14 protein-coding genes are annotated in these 13,892 nt (G+C 70.2%); 10 read left to right on the top strand and 4 right to left on the bottom strand.

Annotated elements, in window-relative coordinates; all coding sequences use genetic code 11:
• The first annotated feature begins 7 nt into the window (after window positions 1–7).
• Window positions 8–1,918, top strand: coding sequence for a cobaltochelatase subunit CobT (cobT, locus tag ACXJ1Y_RS14950; RefSeq protein ID WP_463846984.1), 1,911 nt, complete (start codon window positions 8–10; stop codon window positions 1,916–1,918).
• A 13-nt stretch (window positions 1,919–1,931) separates the two neighbouring features.
• Here the strand turns inward: cobT and ACXJ1Y_RS14945 are convergent, their stop codons facing one another.
• A complete protein-coding gene (locus tag ACXJ1Y_RS14945; RefSeq protein WP_463846983.1) occupies window positions 1,932–2,405 on the bottom strand; it encodes a nuclear transport factor 2 family protein in 474 nt (157 codons plus the stop codon).
• Between the two features lie 75 nt (window positions 2,406–2,480).
• The gene (rpmB, locus tag ACXJ1Y_RS14940) at window positions 2,481–2,780 is read right to left on the bottom strand and encodes a 50S ribosomal protein L28 (RefSeq protein WP_243953673.1); all 300 of its coding nucleotides are present in this window, start codon (window positions 2,778–2,780) and stop codon (window positions 2,481–2,483) included.
• 260 nt (window positions 2,781–3,040) lie between these two features.
• On the opposite strand from rpmB, the gene ACXJ1Y_RS14935 reads away from it, so the two are divergent.
• The 8 genes from ACXJ1Y_RS14935 to ACXJ1Y_RS14900 all read left to right on the top strand — a co-directional run bounded on the left by ACXJ1Y_RS14935 (window position 3,041) and on the right by ACXJ1Y_RS14900 (window position 10,981).
• The gene (locus ACXJ1Y_RS14935; RefSeq protein WP_463846982.1) at window positions 3,041–3,940 is read left to right on the top strand and encodes a DUF3108 domain-containing protein; all 900 of its coding nucleotides are present in this window, start codon (window positions 3,041–3,043) and stop codon (window positions 3,938–3,940) included.
• A 65-nt stretch (window positions 3,941–4,005) separates the two neighbouring features.
• Window positions 4,006–4,296, top strand: a complete 291-nt coding sequence (locus ACXJ1Y_RS14930; protein WP_463846981.1) for a DUF1330 domain-containing protein — start codon at window positions 4,006–4,008, stop codon at window positions 4,294–4,296.
• Window positions 4,297–4,307: 11 nt separating this feature from the next.
• A complete protein-coding gene (locus ACXJ1Y_RS14925) occupies window positions 4,308–4,580 on the top strand; it encodes a hypothetical protein (RefSeq protein ID WP_463846980.1) in 273 nt (90 codons plus the stop codon).
• A gap of 96 nt (window positions 4,581–4,676) precedes the next feature.
• A complete protein-coding gene (locus tag ACXJ1Y_RS14920) occupies window positions 4,677–7,904 on the top strand; it encodes a helicase-related protein (protein WP_463846979.1) in 3,228 nt (1,075 codons plus the stop codon).
• A 15-nt stretch (window positions 7,905–7,919) separates the two neighbouring features.
• Window positions 7,920–8,195: an RNA-binding S4 domain-containing protein gene (locus tag ACXJ1Y_RS14915; protein WP_463846978.1), complete on the top strand. Its 276-nt coding sequence runs from the start codon at window positions 7,920–7,922 to the stop codon at window positions 8,193–8,195.
• Window positions 8,196–8,382: 187 nt separating this feature from the next.
• Window positions 8,383–8,721, top strand: a complete 339-nt coding sequence (fdxA, locus tag ACXJ1Y_RS14910) for a ferredoxin FdxA (RefSeq protein WP_243953677.1) — start codon at window positions 8,383–8,385, stop codon at window positions 8,719–8,721.
• Between the two features lie 461 nt (window positions 8,722–9,182).
• Window positions 9,183–9,779, top strand: coding sequence for a CarD family transcriptional regulator (locus ACXJ1Y_RS14905; protein WP_463846977.1), 597 nt, complete (start codon window positions 9,183–9,185; stop codon window positions 9,777–9,779).
• A gap of 326 nt (window positions 9,780–10,105) precedes the next feature.
• Window positions 10,106–10,981: an RNA polymerase factor sigma-32 gene (locus tag ACXJ1Y_RS14900; RefSeq protein ID WP_463846976.1), complete on the top strand. Its 876-nt coding sequence runs from the start codon at window positions 10,106–10,108 to the stop codon at window positions 10,979–10,981.
• A gap of 55 nt (window positions 10,982–11,036) precedes the next feature.
• Here ACXJ1Y_RS14900 and ACXJ1Y_RS14895 read toward each other — a convergent pair whose 3' ends face one another.
• On the bottom strand, window positions 11,037–12,269 hold the full coding sequence (locus ACXJ1Y_RS14895; RefSeq protein WP_463846975.1) for an MFS transporter: 1,233 nt from the start codon (window positions 12,267–12,269) through the stop codon (window positions 11,037–11,039).
• A gap of 105 nt (window positions 12,270–12,374) precedes the next feature.
• Complete coding sequence (gene secB / locus ACXJ1Y_RS14890; protein ID WP_463846974.1) at window positions 12,375–12,872, bottom strand: protein-export chaperone SecB; 498 nt, start codon at window positions 12,870–12,872, stop codon at window positions 12,375–12,377.
• Window positions 12,873–13,180: 308 nt separating this feature from the next.
• Between secB and ACXJ1Y_RS14885 the strand changes: the two genes are divergently transcribed.
• Complete coding sequence (locus tag ACXJ1Y_RS14885; protein ID WP_463846973.1) at window positions 13,181–13,888, top strand: Tim44/TimA family putative adaptor protein; 708 nt, start codon at window positions 13,181–13,183, stop codon at window positions 13,886–13,888.
• Window positions 13,889–13,892 lie beyond the last annotated feature (4 nt).

Raw genomic sequence — 13,892 nt, 5'->3', positions numbered from 1 at the left:
GGCCAGCATGTCCCTGTCCAACCGCAAGCCCGGCGAGCGGCGCGAGCCCGTCGCGGAGCCCCTGAAGCGCTCCGTGGCGGGGTGCCTGCGTGCCATCGCCCGCAAGGCCGAGATCGAAGTCACCTACGCCACCGACCGGCCGGCGCTGACGGGCGACAAGGCCCGCCTGCCCGAGCCGCCGCGGAAGATGTCGGCGGGGGACGTGGCGGTTCTGCGCGGCAACGCCGACGCCATGGCGCTGCGACTGGGCTGCCACGATGTGAGCCTGCACCGCCGCTTCGCCCCCGAGAACGCCCCGGCGCGGGCGATCTACGACGCGGTGGAGCAGGCCCGCGTGGAGGCGATCGGCTCCCGGCGGATGTCGGGCGTGTCGAGCAACATCGCCGCGATGCTGGAGGACCGCTACCACCGGGGCGGCAAGTACGAGACCATCACCGACAGGGCCGACGCGCCGCTCGAGGACGCGGTCGCCCTGATGGTGCGCGAGCGGCTGACCGGCCAAGCCCCGCCCGAGGCGGCCAGCAAGATCGTGGACCTGTGGCGCTCGCACATCGAGGAGAAGGCCGGGCCGAACCTCGACGGGCTCATCGGCTCCATCGAGGACCAGCGCGCCTTCGCCCGTTCGATCCGCGACCTCCTCACCTCCCTCGACATGTCGGACGAGACGCCCTTCGACCCGGAGGACGACGAGAACGACGACGAGAACGACGCCCAGGACGACGAGCAGAACCCGAGCGAGGGTGATTCGGAGGAGAAGTCGCAAGGCGACCGCGCCGAGATCGAGACCTCGGAGGAAGCCTCTGACGACATCGAGGAGGGCGCGCAGGAGCAGGCCGACGCCCCCTCCGGCGAATTGCCCGACGAGGCCGAGGACGCCGAATCGGACGAGGCCGCCGAGGGCTCCCGCCCGCCGCCGCGTCAGGCGAACGAGGCGCGCGGCCCCGAATACAAGGTGTTCAGCCCGAAATTCGACGAGGTGATCCACGCCGAGGACCTGTGCGACGCGGACGAACTCGCCCGCCTGCGCAGCTACCTCGACAAGCAGCTCTCGCACCTGCAGGGCGTCGTCGGACGGCTGGCGAACCGGCTGCAGCGCCGTCTCCTCGCCCAGCAGAACCGCGCCTGGGACTTCGATCTCGAAGAGGGGCAGCTCGATCCCGCGCGCCTCGTACGCGTGGTGACGGACCCGTTCCAGCCCCTCTCCTTCAAGCAGGAGAAGGACACGAATTTTCGCGATACGGTCGTCACCCTCTTGCTCGACAATTCCGGCTCGATGCGCGGGCGCCCGATCACCGTGGCGGCCACCTGCGCCGACATCCTGGCGCGGACGCTGGAGCGCTGCGGCGTGAAGGTCGAGATCCTGGGCTTCACCACCCGGGCGTGGAAGGGCGGCCAGAGCCGCGAATCATGGCTCGCCGCCGGCAAGCCGGCCTCGCCCGGCCGCCTGAACGACCTGCGCCACATCGTCTACAAGGCGGCGGACGCCCCCTGGCGCCGGGCGCGGAAGAACCTCGGGCTGATGATGCGCGAGGGTCTGCTGAAGGAGAACATCGACGGCGAGGCGCTGGATTGGGCGCACAAGCGCCTGCTCGGCCGCCCCGAGCAGCGCAAGATCCTGATGGTGATCTCGGACGGCGCGCCGGTCGATGATTCGACCCTTTCGGTCAACGCCGGCAACTATCTTGAGCGCCACCTGCGCTGGATGATCGAGGACATCGAGACCCGCTCGCCGGTGGAACTGCTCGCCATCGGCATCGGCCACGACGTGACGCGCTACTACCGTCGCGCGGTGACGATCATCGACGCCGAGGAACTCGGCGGCGCGATGACGGAGAAGCTGGCGGAGCTGTTCGAGGAGGATGGCGCGCCGTCCCCGATCCGGCAGCCGGTTCGGATGGCGGCGGGCGGGCGGCGCTAGGCGCCGCCCTCTCTCACAGCCCTAGGTCGCTCAGCGACGGATGGTCGGCCGGGCGGGGGCCGGAGCGGTCCCAGTGGAACAGGCGCTGGTCCTCGCGGATCGGAAGGTCGTTGATGCTGGCATGCCGCGCCTGCATCAGGCCGTTGGCGTCGAACTCCCAGTTCTCGTTGCCACAGGCCCGGAACCACGCCCCCGACGCGTCGTGGAACTCGTAGGCGAATCGCACGGCGATGCGGTTCTCGTGGAACGCCCACAGCTCCTTGATCAGCCGGTACTCGTGCTCGGCCTGCCACTTGCGGGTCAGGAAGGCGACGATGGCCTCGCGGCCGGAGAAGATCTCAGCGCGGTTCCGCCAGCGGCTGTCGGCCGTGTAGGCGAGGGAGACCTTCTCCGGGTTGCGGCCGTTCCAGCCATCCTCGGCGGCGCGGACCTTCTTCGCGGCGGACTCGGCGGTGAAGGGCGGAAGCGGCGGACGACTCTCGAACATGATGGATCCTGGACACACGAAAGCGACCGGCGCCTTGTGAGCGCCGGTCGCTTTCAGATCAATCCGAAAAGGGCCTCAGGCCGCGGCCGGAACCTCGGCGAGCTTCTTGTGCAGCTCGCGCTTGAGGAGACGGGCGGTCTGCGACAGGTCGCCTTCCGAGGCCTTCACGAGGAAGGCATCGAGCCCGCCGCGGTGCTCGACCGTGCGCAGGGCGTGGGCGGTGATGCGCATCCGCACGCGCTTGCCGAGGGCATCGGACTGGAGCGTGACGTTGCACAGGTTCGGCAGGAACCGGCACTTGGTCTTGTGGTTCGAGTGGCTCACGAGGTGGCCGACCTGAACAGCCTTGCCGGTGAGTTCGCAGCGGCGCGCCATGACTTAAACAATCCCGTTTCGTTCCGCCGCGGGCCAGATCGCAGCCTGCGCAAACCTTCGCGCCGCGGGCTGCGCCCGTGCGTCAAACCAGGTCCGGCGGAGTCCTGTTGAAGGCGCGGGCTATAGGCGACACAGGGCCGTCCCGTCAAGGCTCGACCGGCAATGCCGTCGTCCGAACCCTCTGTTAACCATGGCGCGGGGATAACCAGGGCCCATTCCGCGCGGCCCGGCCGGCGCGGTCCAGGATTTCGAGCCGGACCATGCGTATCACGATCCCGGTCAGACCCCTCCTTGCGGCGACCCTCGCCGCCGCCCTGGGGCTGCTTCCCCCGCAGGCGGAGGCGCGGCCCCGCAAGGCGAAGACCGCCGCCGCTCCTGCCTCCCTCGCCGTCGACTACGCCATCGCGCTCGCCGGCCTGCGGATCGGCACTGCCCGTCTCGCGGGCGCCTTCGAACGCGATTCGTACCGGATGGACGTCTCCGCGACGCTCACCGGCCTCGTCGGCGCCATCACCGGTGGCCAGGGCTCCGCGCGCTCCTCGGGGAGCGTGGGCGCCGGCCCGCAGCCGGACGCCTTCTCCATCGCCACCCGCACCGCCAGTTCCGGCATCGCCGTGCGCATGGCGCTCGCCCACGGCAACGTCGTCCAGACCGAGATCACCCCTCCGCTCGTGGACATGCAGGACCGGGTGCCGGTCACGGCGGCCATGAAGCGCAGCATCATGGACCCCGCGAGCGCCCTCGTCATGCCGGTGCGGGCGGGCACCGCCCCCACCGACCCCGCCAATTGCGACCGCACCCTGCCGCTCTTCGACGGGGCGACCCGCTTCGACGTGGTGCTGAGCTACGCGGAGACGCGGGAGGTGCAGAAGCCCGGCTATTCCGGCCCGGTCCTCGTCTGCGGTGCTCGCTACCGGGCGATCGCCGGCCACCGGCCCGACCGGCCGGGGGTGAAGTTCATGGAGGACAACCGCGAGATGTCCGTGTGGCTCGCGCCCGTCGAGGGCACGAAGGTCCTCGTGCCCCTGCGCATCTCCGTGCTCACCGAGATCGGCACCAACATCATCGAAGCAACCCGCTGGACGCGGGCGGGCGAGACCGAGACCGCCGGGCGCGCGGGAGACCCGGCCCTCGCCCAGGCGAGCCTGCCCGGCCAGTGACGCTTCCCTTCGGCGTGGGGCGGCCCTATCCCGGTGGGGCGGTCGAGCCCGCTTGAGGAGACGCCATGGCCAAGGGGTACATCATCGTCCGCATGACGGTCACGGACCCGGAGGCGTACAAGGAGTATGCCGCCATGGCCTCCGAGGCGATGAAGCTCCACGGCTGCAAGCCCCTGGTGCGGGGCGGCCGCAGCGAAGCGCTCGAAGGCGAGGCCCGCCCGCGCAACGTCGTGCTCGAATTCGAATCCTACGAGGCGGCGCGGACCTATTATTATTCGCCGGAATACCAAGCCGCCGTCGCCAAGCGCCTGCCCGCCGGAACCGGCGAAGTGGTGCTGGTCGAGGGCGTGGACTGAAGGCTCCCCCCATGCTGCCGCGCCTTGCCGTCCTCGTCATCCTCCTGAGTGCCGCCCCGGCGCTGGCGCAGCCCCTCACCGCAGGCTCGCCCTGCGGCGGCGATGCCTTCTCCTCGGCGCAGGTGATCGAGCACCGGCCGCCCCGGCGCGGGCCGATCACGGCGGTGCCGGACACCCTCTGCGCCGATGTCGAGCCACAGCATCCGCAGGCGGATGTGCGGATCGACGCATACCCCGTCATCGTGCCGCAGGTTGGCAGGGGCGGGCGCACCGTCCCATATTAGGGGCAGCCGGTCGTCCGACCGCAGGAACAGCCGATCATCGACGCCCTGCTTCGCCCCACCCAGCGCTCCCTCCGCCGTGACGCCCGTGCCCGCGGCGTGACGGCCGTCCTGGGCCCCACCAATACCGGCAAGACGCATCTGGCCATCGAGCGGATGCTCGCGCACCCGACCGGGATGATCGGGCTGCCCCTGCGGTTGCTCGCCCGCGAGGTCTATCTCCGCGTCGTCGCCAAGGTCGGCCCCGAGAAGGTCGCCCTCGTGACCGGCGAGGAGAAGATCAAGCCGGACCGGCCGCGCTACTGGATCTGCACCATCGAGGCGATGCCGCGCGATCTCGACGTGGCCTTCGTGGCCATCGACGAGATCCAACTCGCCGCTGACATGGACCGCGGCCACGTCTTCACCGACCGCCTGCTCTACGTGCGCGGCCGGGAGGAGACGCTGCTCATCGGCTCCTCGACCATCCTGCCGCTGGTGCAGGACCTGATCCCGAACGTCCACACCACCACCCGGCCGCGCCTGTCGCAACTGACCTTCGCCGGGGAGAAGAAGCTCTCGCGCCTGCCCCGGCGCACGGCCATCGTCGCCTTCTCGGCGGAGGAGGTCTACGCCATCGCCGAGTTGATCCGCCGCCAGCGCGGCGGCGCGGCGGTGGTGCTCGGCGCCCTGTCGCCCCGCACGCGCAACTCCCAGGTGGAGCTCTACCAGAGCGGGGACGTGGACTATCTCGTCGCCACCGACGCGGTGGGGATGGGGCTGAACCTCGACGTGGACCACGTCGCCTTCGCCGCGAGCTGGAAATACGACGGCACCCGCTTCCGCCGCCTCACCCCGGCCGAGATGGGGCAGATCGCCGGCCGGGCCGGGCGCCACCTGTCGGACGGCACCTTTGGCTCGACGGGCCGCTGCAAGCCCTTCGACGCCGAACTGGTGGAGCGCCTGGAGAACCACGATTTCGATCCGCTGCGCATCCTGCAATGGCGCAACCCGGATCTGTCCTTCGGGAGCCTGGAAGCCCTTCAGACGAGCCTCGACGAGCACCCCCGCGAGGCGGGCCTGACCCGCGCGCCCATGGGGGAGGACCAGCAGGCGCTGGAAATCCTGATGCGCGAGGACGACATCCGCGACATGGCGCGCGGCCCCTCGGCGGTGCGCCGCCTCTGGGACGTTTGCGGTGTGCCCGATTACCGCAAGGTGCACCCGCAGGTTCACGCGGACCTCGTCGCCGAGCTCTACCGCTTCCTGATGAAGGGCATGGCCGGGCGCATCCCGGACCAGTGGTTCGCCGAGCACGTGGCGTCGATCGACCGGACGGACGGCGACATCGACACCCTGTCCCGGCGCATCGCGCAGGGGCGCACCTGGACATTCGTCGCGAATAGACCTGACTGGCTTCGCGACCCCGAACATTGGCAGGGCGAAACGCGTCGGGTAGAGGACAGGCTGTCGGACGCCCTCCACGAACGCCTTGCGAGCCGCTTCGTTGACCGGCGCACCAGCGTCCTGATGCGACGCCTACGAGAGAACACGATGCTCGAAGCCCAAATTACCCCCGACGGGGATGTCACCGTCGAGGGTCAGCATGTCGGCCAGCTGAACGGCTTCCTGTTCGTGCCCGATGCGAGTGCGGAAGGCCACGAGGCCAAGACGCTCCGCAGCGCGGCCGAGAAGGCGCTCGCCAGCGAGTTCGAATCACGGGCCGAGCGGTTCGCCTCGACGGCGGATTCGACCCTCGTGCTCTCCCATGACGGCACGATCCGCTGGACCGGCGCCCCGGTGGGCCGCCTGGTGCCGGGGGACAAGCTGTTCGCCCCGCAGATCCGCGTCCTGGCCGATGACAGCCTCGACACGGGGGGGCGTGAGAAGGTCCAGGCCCGCCTCGAGGCGTGGCTGAAGGCGCATGTGACGCGCCTCCTCGGCCCGCTCATGGAGATCGAGACCGCCGCCGACCTCACCGGCCTGTCCAAGGGCATCGGCTATCAGGTGGTCGAATCGCTCGGCGTGCTGGAGCGCTCGAAGGTCGCGCAGGAGATGCGCAGCCTCGATCAGGACGGCCGCGCCGCGCTGCGCCGCCACGGGGTACGCTTCGGCGCCTACCACATCTTCCTGCCGGCCCTGCTGAAGCCGGCGCCTCGCACGCTGGCCGCCCAGCTCTGGGCCCTGCGCAACGGCGGGCTCGACCAGCGCGGCCTGGACGAGATCGCCCATCTCGCCGGCTCCGGCCGCACCTCGATCAAGGTCGACAAGGAGATCGCCAAGGGCCTCTACCGGGCGGCCGGCTTCCGCGTCTGCGGGGAGCGGGCGGTGCGCGTCGACATCCTCGAACGCCTCGCCGACCTGATCCGCCCGGCCATCGCCTACCGCCCCGGCACGACGCCGGGCGCCCCGCCGGACGGCAGCGCCGACGGCGACGGATTCGTCGCCACGGTGGGCATGACCTCCCTGGTCGGCTGCTCGGGCGAGGATTTCGCCTCGATCCTGAAGTCCCTGGGCTACGCCAACGAGTCGCGCCCCGGCCCGGCCATCACCGTGCCGCTGCTCGCCGCCGCCCCGACCGAGCCGGCCAAGCCCGTCGTCGCCGCCGAAGCGCCGGAGGAGGCCCCCGAGGCCACCGCCGAGCCCGCGACGGAGGAAGCCCCCTCCGATGACGCGCCTGCCGAGAGCGCGCCGTCTGACGATCTAATCTCCGAGACGGAGGTCGAGCCGCTGATCGCCCAGGCGGAGACCCCCGTCGCGCCGGAGCCGGAGACCGCGCCCGCCGAAATCGAGGCCGAGACCCCGGCCGAGCCCGAACAGGCCGAGCCTGAGCAGGCCGGGTCCGTGGACGCCGAGCCGGTCGCGGAAGCCGCCGCCGAGGGCGAGGCCGCCGCCGAACCGTCGGACGAGACTCCCGCCGAGGAGGCCGCGCCCGCCGAGATCGCCCAGGTCGAGGTGTGGCGCCTCCAGCGTCACCAGCGTCCGGCCAATGCCCGCCAGAATAACCGTCCGCGCGGAGGCCGTCGCGATGGCGCCCCGGCCGGGGCTTCCGATCAGCCGCGCCGGGCCGAGGGCCAGGGCCAGGGCCAGGGTCAAGGCCGCGACGAGCGTCGTCGCGACCGTCCCGAGGGTCCGCGCCCCGAGCGGCGCCGAGACGAAGGCCGTCCCGACCGCCGGCCGGAGCATCGCGGCGAGGGGCGGCACGATCCGCGGCAGGAGCGCCATGGCGGGCCGCGTCCCGACCAGCGTCCGCCCCGGCGCGAGCGCGCGCCGGATCCCGATTCGCCCTTCGCCAAGCTCGCGGCCCTCAAGGCCCAGCTGGAATCGGGCGGCGGCGACAAGCGCTGATCGGCGGGAGGCGCGATGCGCGAGGGGCGCCAGCGCCTCGACAAATGGTTGTGGTTCGCGCGCTTCGCCCGCACGCGCACCCTGGCCGCGCGCCTCGTCGAAGACGGCTATGTCCGGGTGAACGGGGCGCGCTGCGACAACCCGGCCAAGGCCCTAGGCCTCGGCGATGTGGTCACGGTGGCGGCGGCGCATGCCACCATGGCCGTGCGGGTCGCCGATCTCGGCACGCGGCGCGGCCCCGCCGAGGAGGCAAGGGGCCTCTACGAGCCGATCTCCGGCGAGCCGGGGTGATGACGCGCTGCCACAGGTGGGCGTCCTGCCGGGGGAGCGGCGTCGGCGCGCTTGTCAGTGGGGGAGGCAGAGTCTAGAGCCCTTCCCAACAACGCTTACCAACAGCGCCTGCGCGCCAGCGCAGCCCCGGATGCGCGGGCCGTGTGCCCCATCCGGATGATGCGGGACCTGAGGACCTAGAGAGCCGATGACCTACGTCGTCACCGAGAACTGCATCAAGTGCAAGTACATGGACTGCGTGGAAGTCTGTCCGGTGGACTGCTTCTACGAGGGCGAGAACATGCTCGTCATCCATCCTGACGAGTGCATCGATTGCGGCGTCTGCGAGCCGGAATGCCCGGCCGAGGCGATCAAGCCCGATACCGAGTCGAGCCTGGAGACATGGCTGAAGCTCAACGCCGACTACGCGAAGAGCTGGCCCAACATCACGCAGAAGAAGGACGCCCCCTCCGACGCGAAGGAATGGGATGGCGTCTCCGGCAAGCTGGACGCGCATTTCTCGCCGAACGCCGGCACGGGCGATTGATCGCTCTCTGATCTGTGTGATTGACCGCACCCGGCGCGGCGCCGCATGAATCCGGCAGGACGGCCGTGCGTTGCGGGAAGACCTGCCCTGCATTGTCTCGCTAGGCGGGCCGGCATGCCGGTGTAAAACCCAGGACGCAGGCGCTACAGGCGCCCGCGTACCTTCGAGCGAGCTTTGATTCTGGCGCGGATTGTGATACACAATCCGCCTGCCGTCGCTCGCGTCAGACGTGCCTACTCCGCGCCGAAACGCATTTCCCTCATTGGGGTTGCATGTGTTCGGCCGCCGGGTCTCTCCCGGCGGAAGGCATTGTCGCGTGCACGGCTTCGCGAGTGTTCCGGGGTCGCGCTCTTCATGCGCCGGTTCCGGGAAGTTGCGATCCGACCGGGTGTCGTCCGCCCGGGAACAGCTTTTCGCGCGAGGCGCCCGCCGTGTCGCGCGTCAGTGGAGGCCCTTCTCGCATGACCACAGCCAAGAAGACGACCGCAGGCCGGCAAGGCTTCAAGACCGGCGAGGCCGTCGTGTACCCGGCCCACGGTGTCGGTCGGATCACCGCGATCGAGGAACAGGAGATCGCTGGATACAAGCTTGAGCTGTTCGTCGTCTCCTTCGAGAAGGACAAGATGGTCCTTCGGGTGCCGACCGCGAAGGCCAATTCCGTCGGCATGCGCAAGCTCGCCGAGCCGGAAGTGGTGAAGAAGGCCCTGGACGTCCTGACCGGCCGCGCCCGCGTGAAGCGGACGATGTGGTCGCGCCGGGCGCAGGAATACGAGGCGAAGATCAATTCGGGCGATCTGCTGGCCGTCACCGAAGTGGTGCGCGACCTGTTCCGCTCGGAGGCCCAGCCGGAGCAGTCCTACAGCGAGCGTCAGCTCTACGAGGCGGCCCTGGACCGGATCGTCCGCGAAATCTCCTCGGTGAACCGCATCACCGAGACCGAGGCGCTGAAGCTCATCGAGCAGAGCCTCGCCAAGTCGCCGCGCCGGGCCAAGGCGGAAGCCGAGGCCGAGAGCGAGGGCGACACCGAGGGTGACGACATCCAGGAGGAGGCGGCCTGAGAGGTCGTTTCGCCTTCTGATTGAGTTGACGAAAAGCCCGGCCGTCATGGCCGGGCTTTTTCGTTGCATGCTCTAGAAATGGTAACCGCGTCACTTTTCCCCCTGGACTTGTCTTTCGACTCTGGAAAGCGGCGCGAACCGACCCATCTTTCGGAAAGTTGATCGCGATTCTTGTCCGGCCGAGCATCATTCAGCGATGCCGGCGCGGAACTTTCGCGTTTGCGCTGCCGTTACCGGTTGCTTGGCGTCGTTCGAACGGACGCCTTGCGCGCCGGACGATTGGGACCGGTGCCGCACAAGCACTCGGTTTTTGAGAGGCAGGCGGGATGGCGGAAATCGCGGGAATTCGTCGACAATTCATCCGGACCGCGATGGAGGCGCCCTTCCTCGCCCGCGACGAGGAGCGCGACCTTGCCGTCCGCTGGAAGGACAGGCGCGACGAGCGTGCCCTTCACCGTCTGATCTCCGCCCATATGCGTCTCGTCATCGCCCTGGCGGGGCGCTTTCGTCATTATGGGCTGCCGATGGCCGACCTCGTTCAGGAGGGGCATGTCGGCCTGATGGAGGCGGCGGCGCGCTTCGAGCCGGAGCGGGAGGTGCGCTTCTCCACCTACGCGACGTGGTGGATCCGGGCCTCGATCCAGGATTACATCCTCCGCAACTGGTCGATCGTGCGCGGCGGGACGTCCTCGGCGCAGAAGGCCCTGTTCTTCAACCTGCGCCGCCTGCGCGCCCGGTTGATGCAATCCACCGAAGAGCATGTCGGCGACGAGATCCATCGGCGGATCGCCAGCGCCATCGGCGTCTCGCGGGACGACGTGGCTCTGATGGATGCCCGCCTCTCGGGGCCGGACATGTCGCTGAACGCCCCCGTGGGCGAGGACGGCGACGCGGCCTCCGAGCGGATGGACTTCCTCGTGGACGGCGCGGCCCTTCCCGACGAGACCGTGGGCGCGGCCGTGGACGGCGAGCGCCGCCTCGGCTGGCTGCAGCAGGCGCTGGGCGTCCTCTCCGAGCGTGAGTTGCGCATCCTGCGCGAGCGTCGCCTCGCCGAGGATCAGGCGACCCTCGAAGCCCTGGGCCAGCGCCTCGGCATCTCGAAGGAGCGCGTGCGTCAGATCGAGAACCGCGCCCTGGAGAAGCTCCGCCGCGCGCTCGCCGACCGCTTCCCCGCCGAGACCGGCAGCCCCTACGTCGGCTGATCGCCCGCGCGACGCGGAACCTTAAGGCCCGGCCCCTCGGCCGGGCTTTGTCATGTCAGGCGGGCTGTTTCCGGTGGGAAGCGCGCCGCTCCCTGCGCTTCCGGCGGCGGCCGGGCTCCGGCGTCGCATCGAGCCAGATCACGAGGCCGAGGGCGAAGAGGGCCGGCACGCCGAGGGCGAGGAAGGCCCCGGTCCAGCCGAACCATCCGTAGGCGAGGCCGCCGTACCATCCCGAGAGGGCGCCGCCCACGCCCTGCACCGCGTTGACGCTGCCGAGCGCCGTCTGGGTGCGGCCGGATCCCCAGGTCAGGTCGGCCACCACCACCGGCACCGCCACGCCGACGATGCCCGAGGCGATGCCGTCGAGCACCTCCGCGCCGATGAGCCACCACGGATCGTCGATCAGCCCCGACATCACCGCCCGCAGGGGCAGCACGGCGAAGGCGACCATCAGCAGGAGCCGCCGGCCCCGCCGGTCGGCTAGGGACCCCGCGAACAGGGCGACCGGCACCATCACGAGCTGCGCCACCATCACGTAGCGGGCGGTCCAGACGGTCGCGTCGCCGGAGGTCGCCACGAGCTTCTGCCCGAGCAGGGTCAGCATCCCGCCATTGCCGAGGTTGAACAGGGTGAGTGCCACGGTGAGCACCAGCAGGCGGCGGTTGCCGAGCACCTGCCGGATGCCGGAGCGCTCGGGCTCGTCCTCCTCATCCTCCGTCCAGCCCACCGCCCGGCGGCGGTTCCAGGCGTTGGCGGGCGTCGTCACCGTCGCGACGATGGCGGCGAGCGCCATGGCGCCGAGCACGTAGAAGGCCGTGGCCGGGCCGAAGGGGGCGCCGAGGCTGATGATGCCGGCCGCCAGCAGGATGCCGAGATGGTTGAAGGCCTGGTTGCGGCCCTGCTGCTTCGGAAACCCGTCCTTGCCGACGATGCCCAGCGTCAGCGCCGCCACGGCGGGCAGGAGCAGCGTGCCGCCCGCCGCCGCGAGGAGCTGCGCGGTGAAGACGGCGAAGAAGCTGCGGGCCGGGAGGAGGAGGAGCGTGCCGGCGAGGATCGCGGCGCAGGCCCCGCCGATCAGCAGCCGGGGCCGAGGCACCCGGTCCACCAGGGCGCCGAAGGGGCCGCTCAGGAACAGGGTGCAGAACCCGACCAGGGTGACGACGAACCCGACCCGCGCTGGTCCCCATTGGGCCGATTGCGCCAACCATGTCCCGAGGAAGGGGCCGAGCCCCCCCTGGATGTCGCCGATGAAGAGGTTGATCAGGGAAAGGTGGGCGGTGGGGGGCATGCTGTCCGGCTACCGTGGGGCCGCCCGCATGGGCTGCCCGGACGGTGCGGTCAAGCTCTCGCGCCCGTGATAAGGCGGCCCGCCCGAGGGGGCGGGCCCGAGACCTCAGGAGGCGAGCGGACCCGTGGCGCCCTGCTGCTCCATCATCTTCTGCCGGTAGAGGGCGACGAAGTCGATCGGGTCGATGTAGAGGGGCGGGAAGCCGCCGTTGCGCACCGCCTCGGCGACGATCTGCCGGCCGAAGGGGAAGAGCAGGCGCGGGCACTCGATCATCACGGCCGGGTGCATCTGGTCTTCCGGGATGTTCAGCATGCGGAAGATGCCGGCATACTTCACGTCGAAGGCGAACAGCACCTCGTTGTCCATCTTGGCGTCGCCTTCGAGGGTCAGCTCGACCTCGAAATCCGTCTCGCTGAGCTGCGAGGCGTTGACGTTCACCTGGATGTTGATCTGCGGCGAGGCGCCTTCCTTCGGCTGAAGGGAGCGCGGAGCGTGCGGGTTCTCGAAGGACAGGTCCTTCACGTACTGCGCCAGGGCGTTGATGGTGGGGGCGCCCTGCGGCATGCCGCCGCCGTTGCCGTTGGCTGCCGGGGAATCGGCCATCGGATTCATCCTTCTCGATCTGGCGTCCGGCGCGGACGGCGGAAGACTGTCTTGGCACGGGCCGCAGAGGGCCCTGACTCCGGCGCGGCTATCACGCCCGCAGGGAACCCACAAGCGACGCGGCAGAGCGAGATCGGCTCAAGATTCAACCCGGAGTCGCGCGGGTTCGTCGCATCTCAAACGAGACTGCTCGAACAACCGGCTCGATCCGGGCGCGTTGGTCGGATAAGGGTGAGCGTACGACGCGCTACGGCAGGGCCCAGACGCGCGGGGCGACAGACGCGCGGACGGCCGCAATCGGATCGGTGATGCAGGACGGTTTCGACTTAACGACGATCATCTTCCTGGCGCTGGCCGTGTTCGTCATCTGGCGGTTACGCTCGGTCCTCGGCCAGAAGACCGGCGCCGAACGCTCGCCCTTCAAGCCCGTGGAGCGCAGCCGCACGGAGCCGCAGAACCGGGGCGGCGACAACGTCGTGCGCCTGCCCGGCGTCGACCGCGTGGCCCAGCCGGCCCCGGCCGCCGCCCCGCGCGACTGGCGCGGCATCGCCGAGCCGGGCTCGGAGGTGGCACGCGGCCTGGAGGCCGTGGTGCAGCTGGAGCCGAACTTCGAGCCGCGCTCTTTCATCGAGGGCTCCAAGGTGGCCTACGAGGCGATCATGATCGCCTTCGCCAAGGGCGACCGGAAGACCCTGCGCTCCCTGCTCTCGAAGGAGGTCGGCGAGGCGTTCGAGCGGGCCATCGTCGAGCGCGAGCGCAACCGGCAGACCCTGGAGACGACCTTCGTCTCCATCGACCGGGCCGAGATCGTCGCCGTGGACGTGCGCAACCGCGTCGCCCACGTCACGGTGCGCTTCCTCTCGAACCTCATCACCGCCACCCGCGACGCCAACGGCAAGGTCGTGGACGGTAGCGCCGAGACGGTGGTCGAAGTGCCGGATGTCTGGACCTTCGCGCGCACCCTCGGCTCGCGCGATCCGAACTGGCAACTCGTCGCCACCGAGGCCGGCGCCTGACCGC

It is taken from the genome of Methylobacterium sp. TK26 (assembly GCF_055361565.1).
Note: the sequence above shows the minus strand (reverse complement) of the source record. Positions and strands in the feature narration are given on the sequence as shown.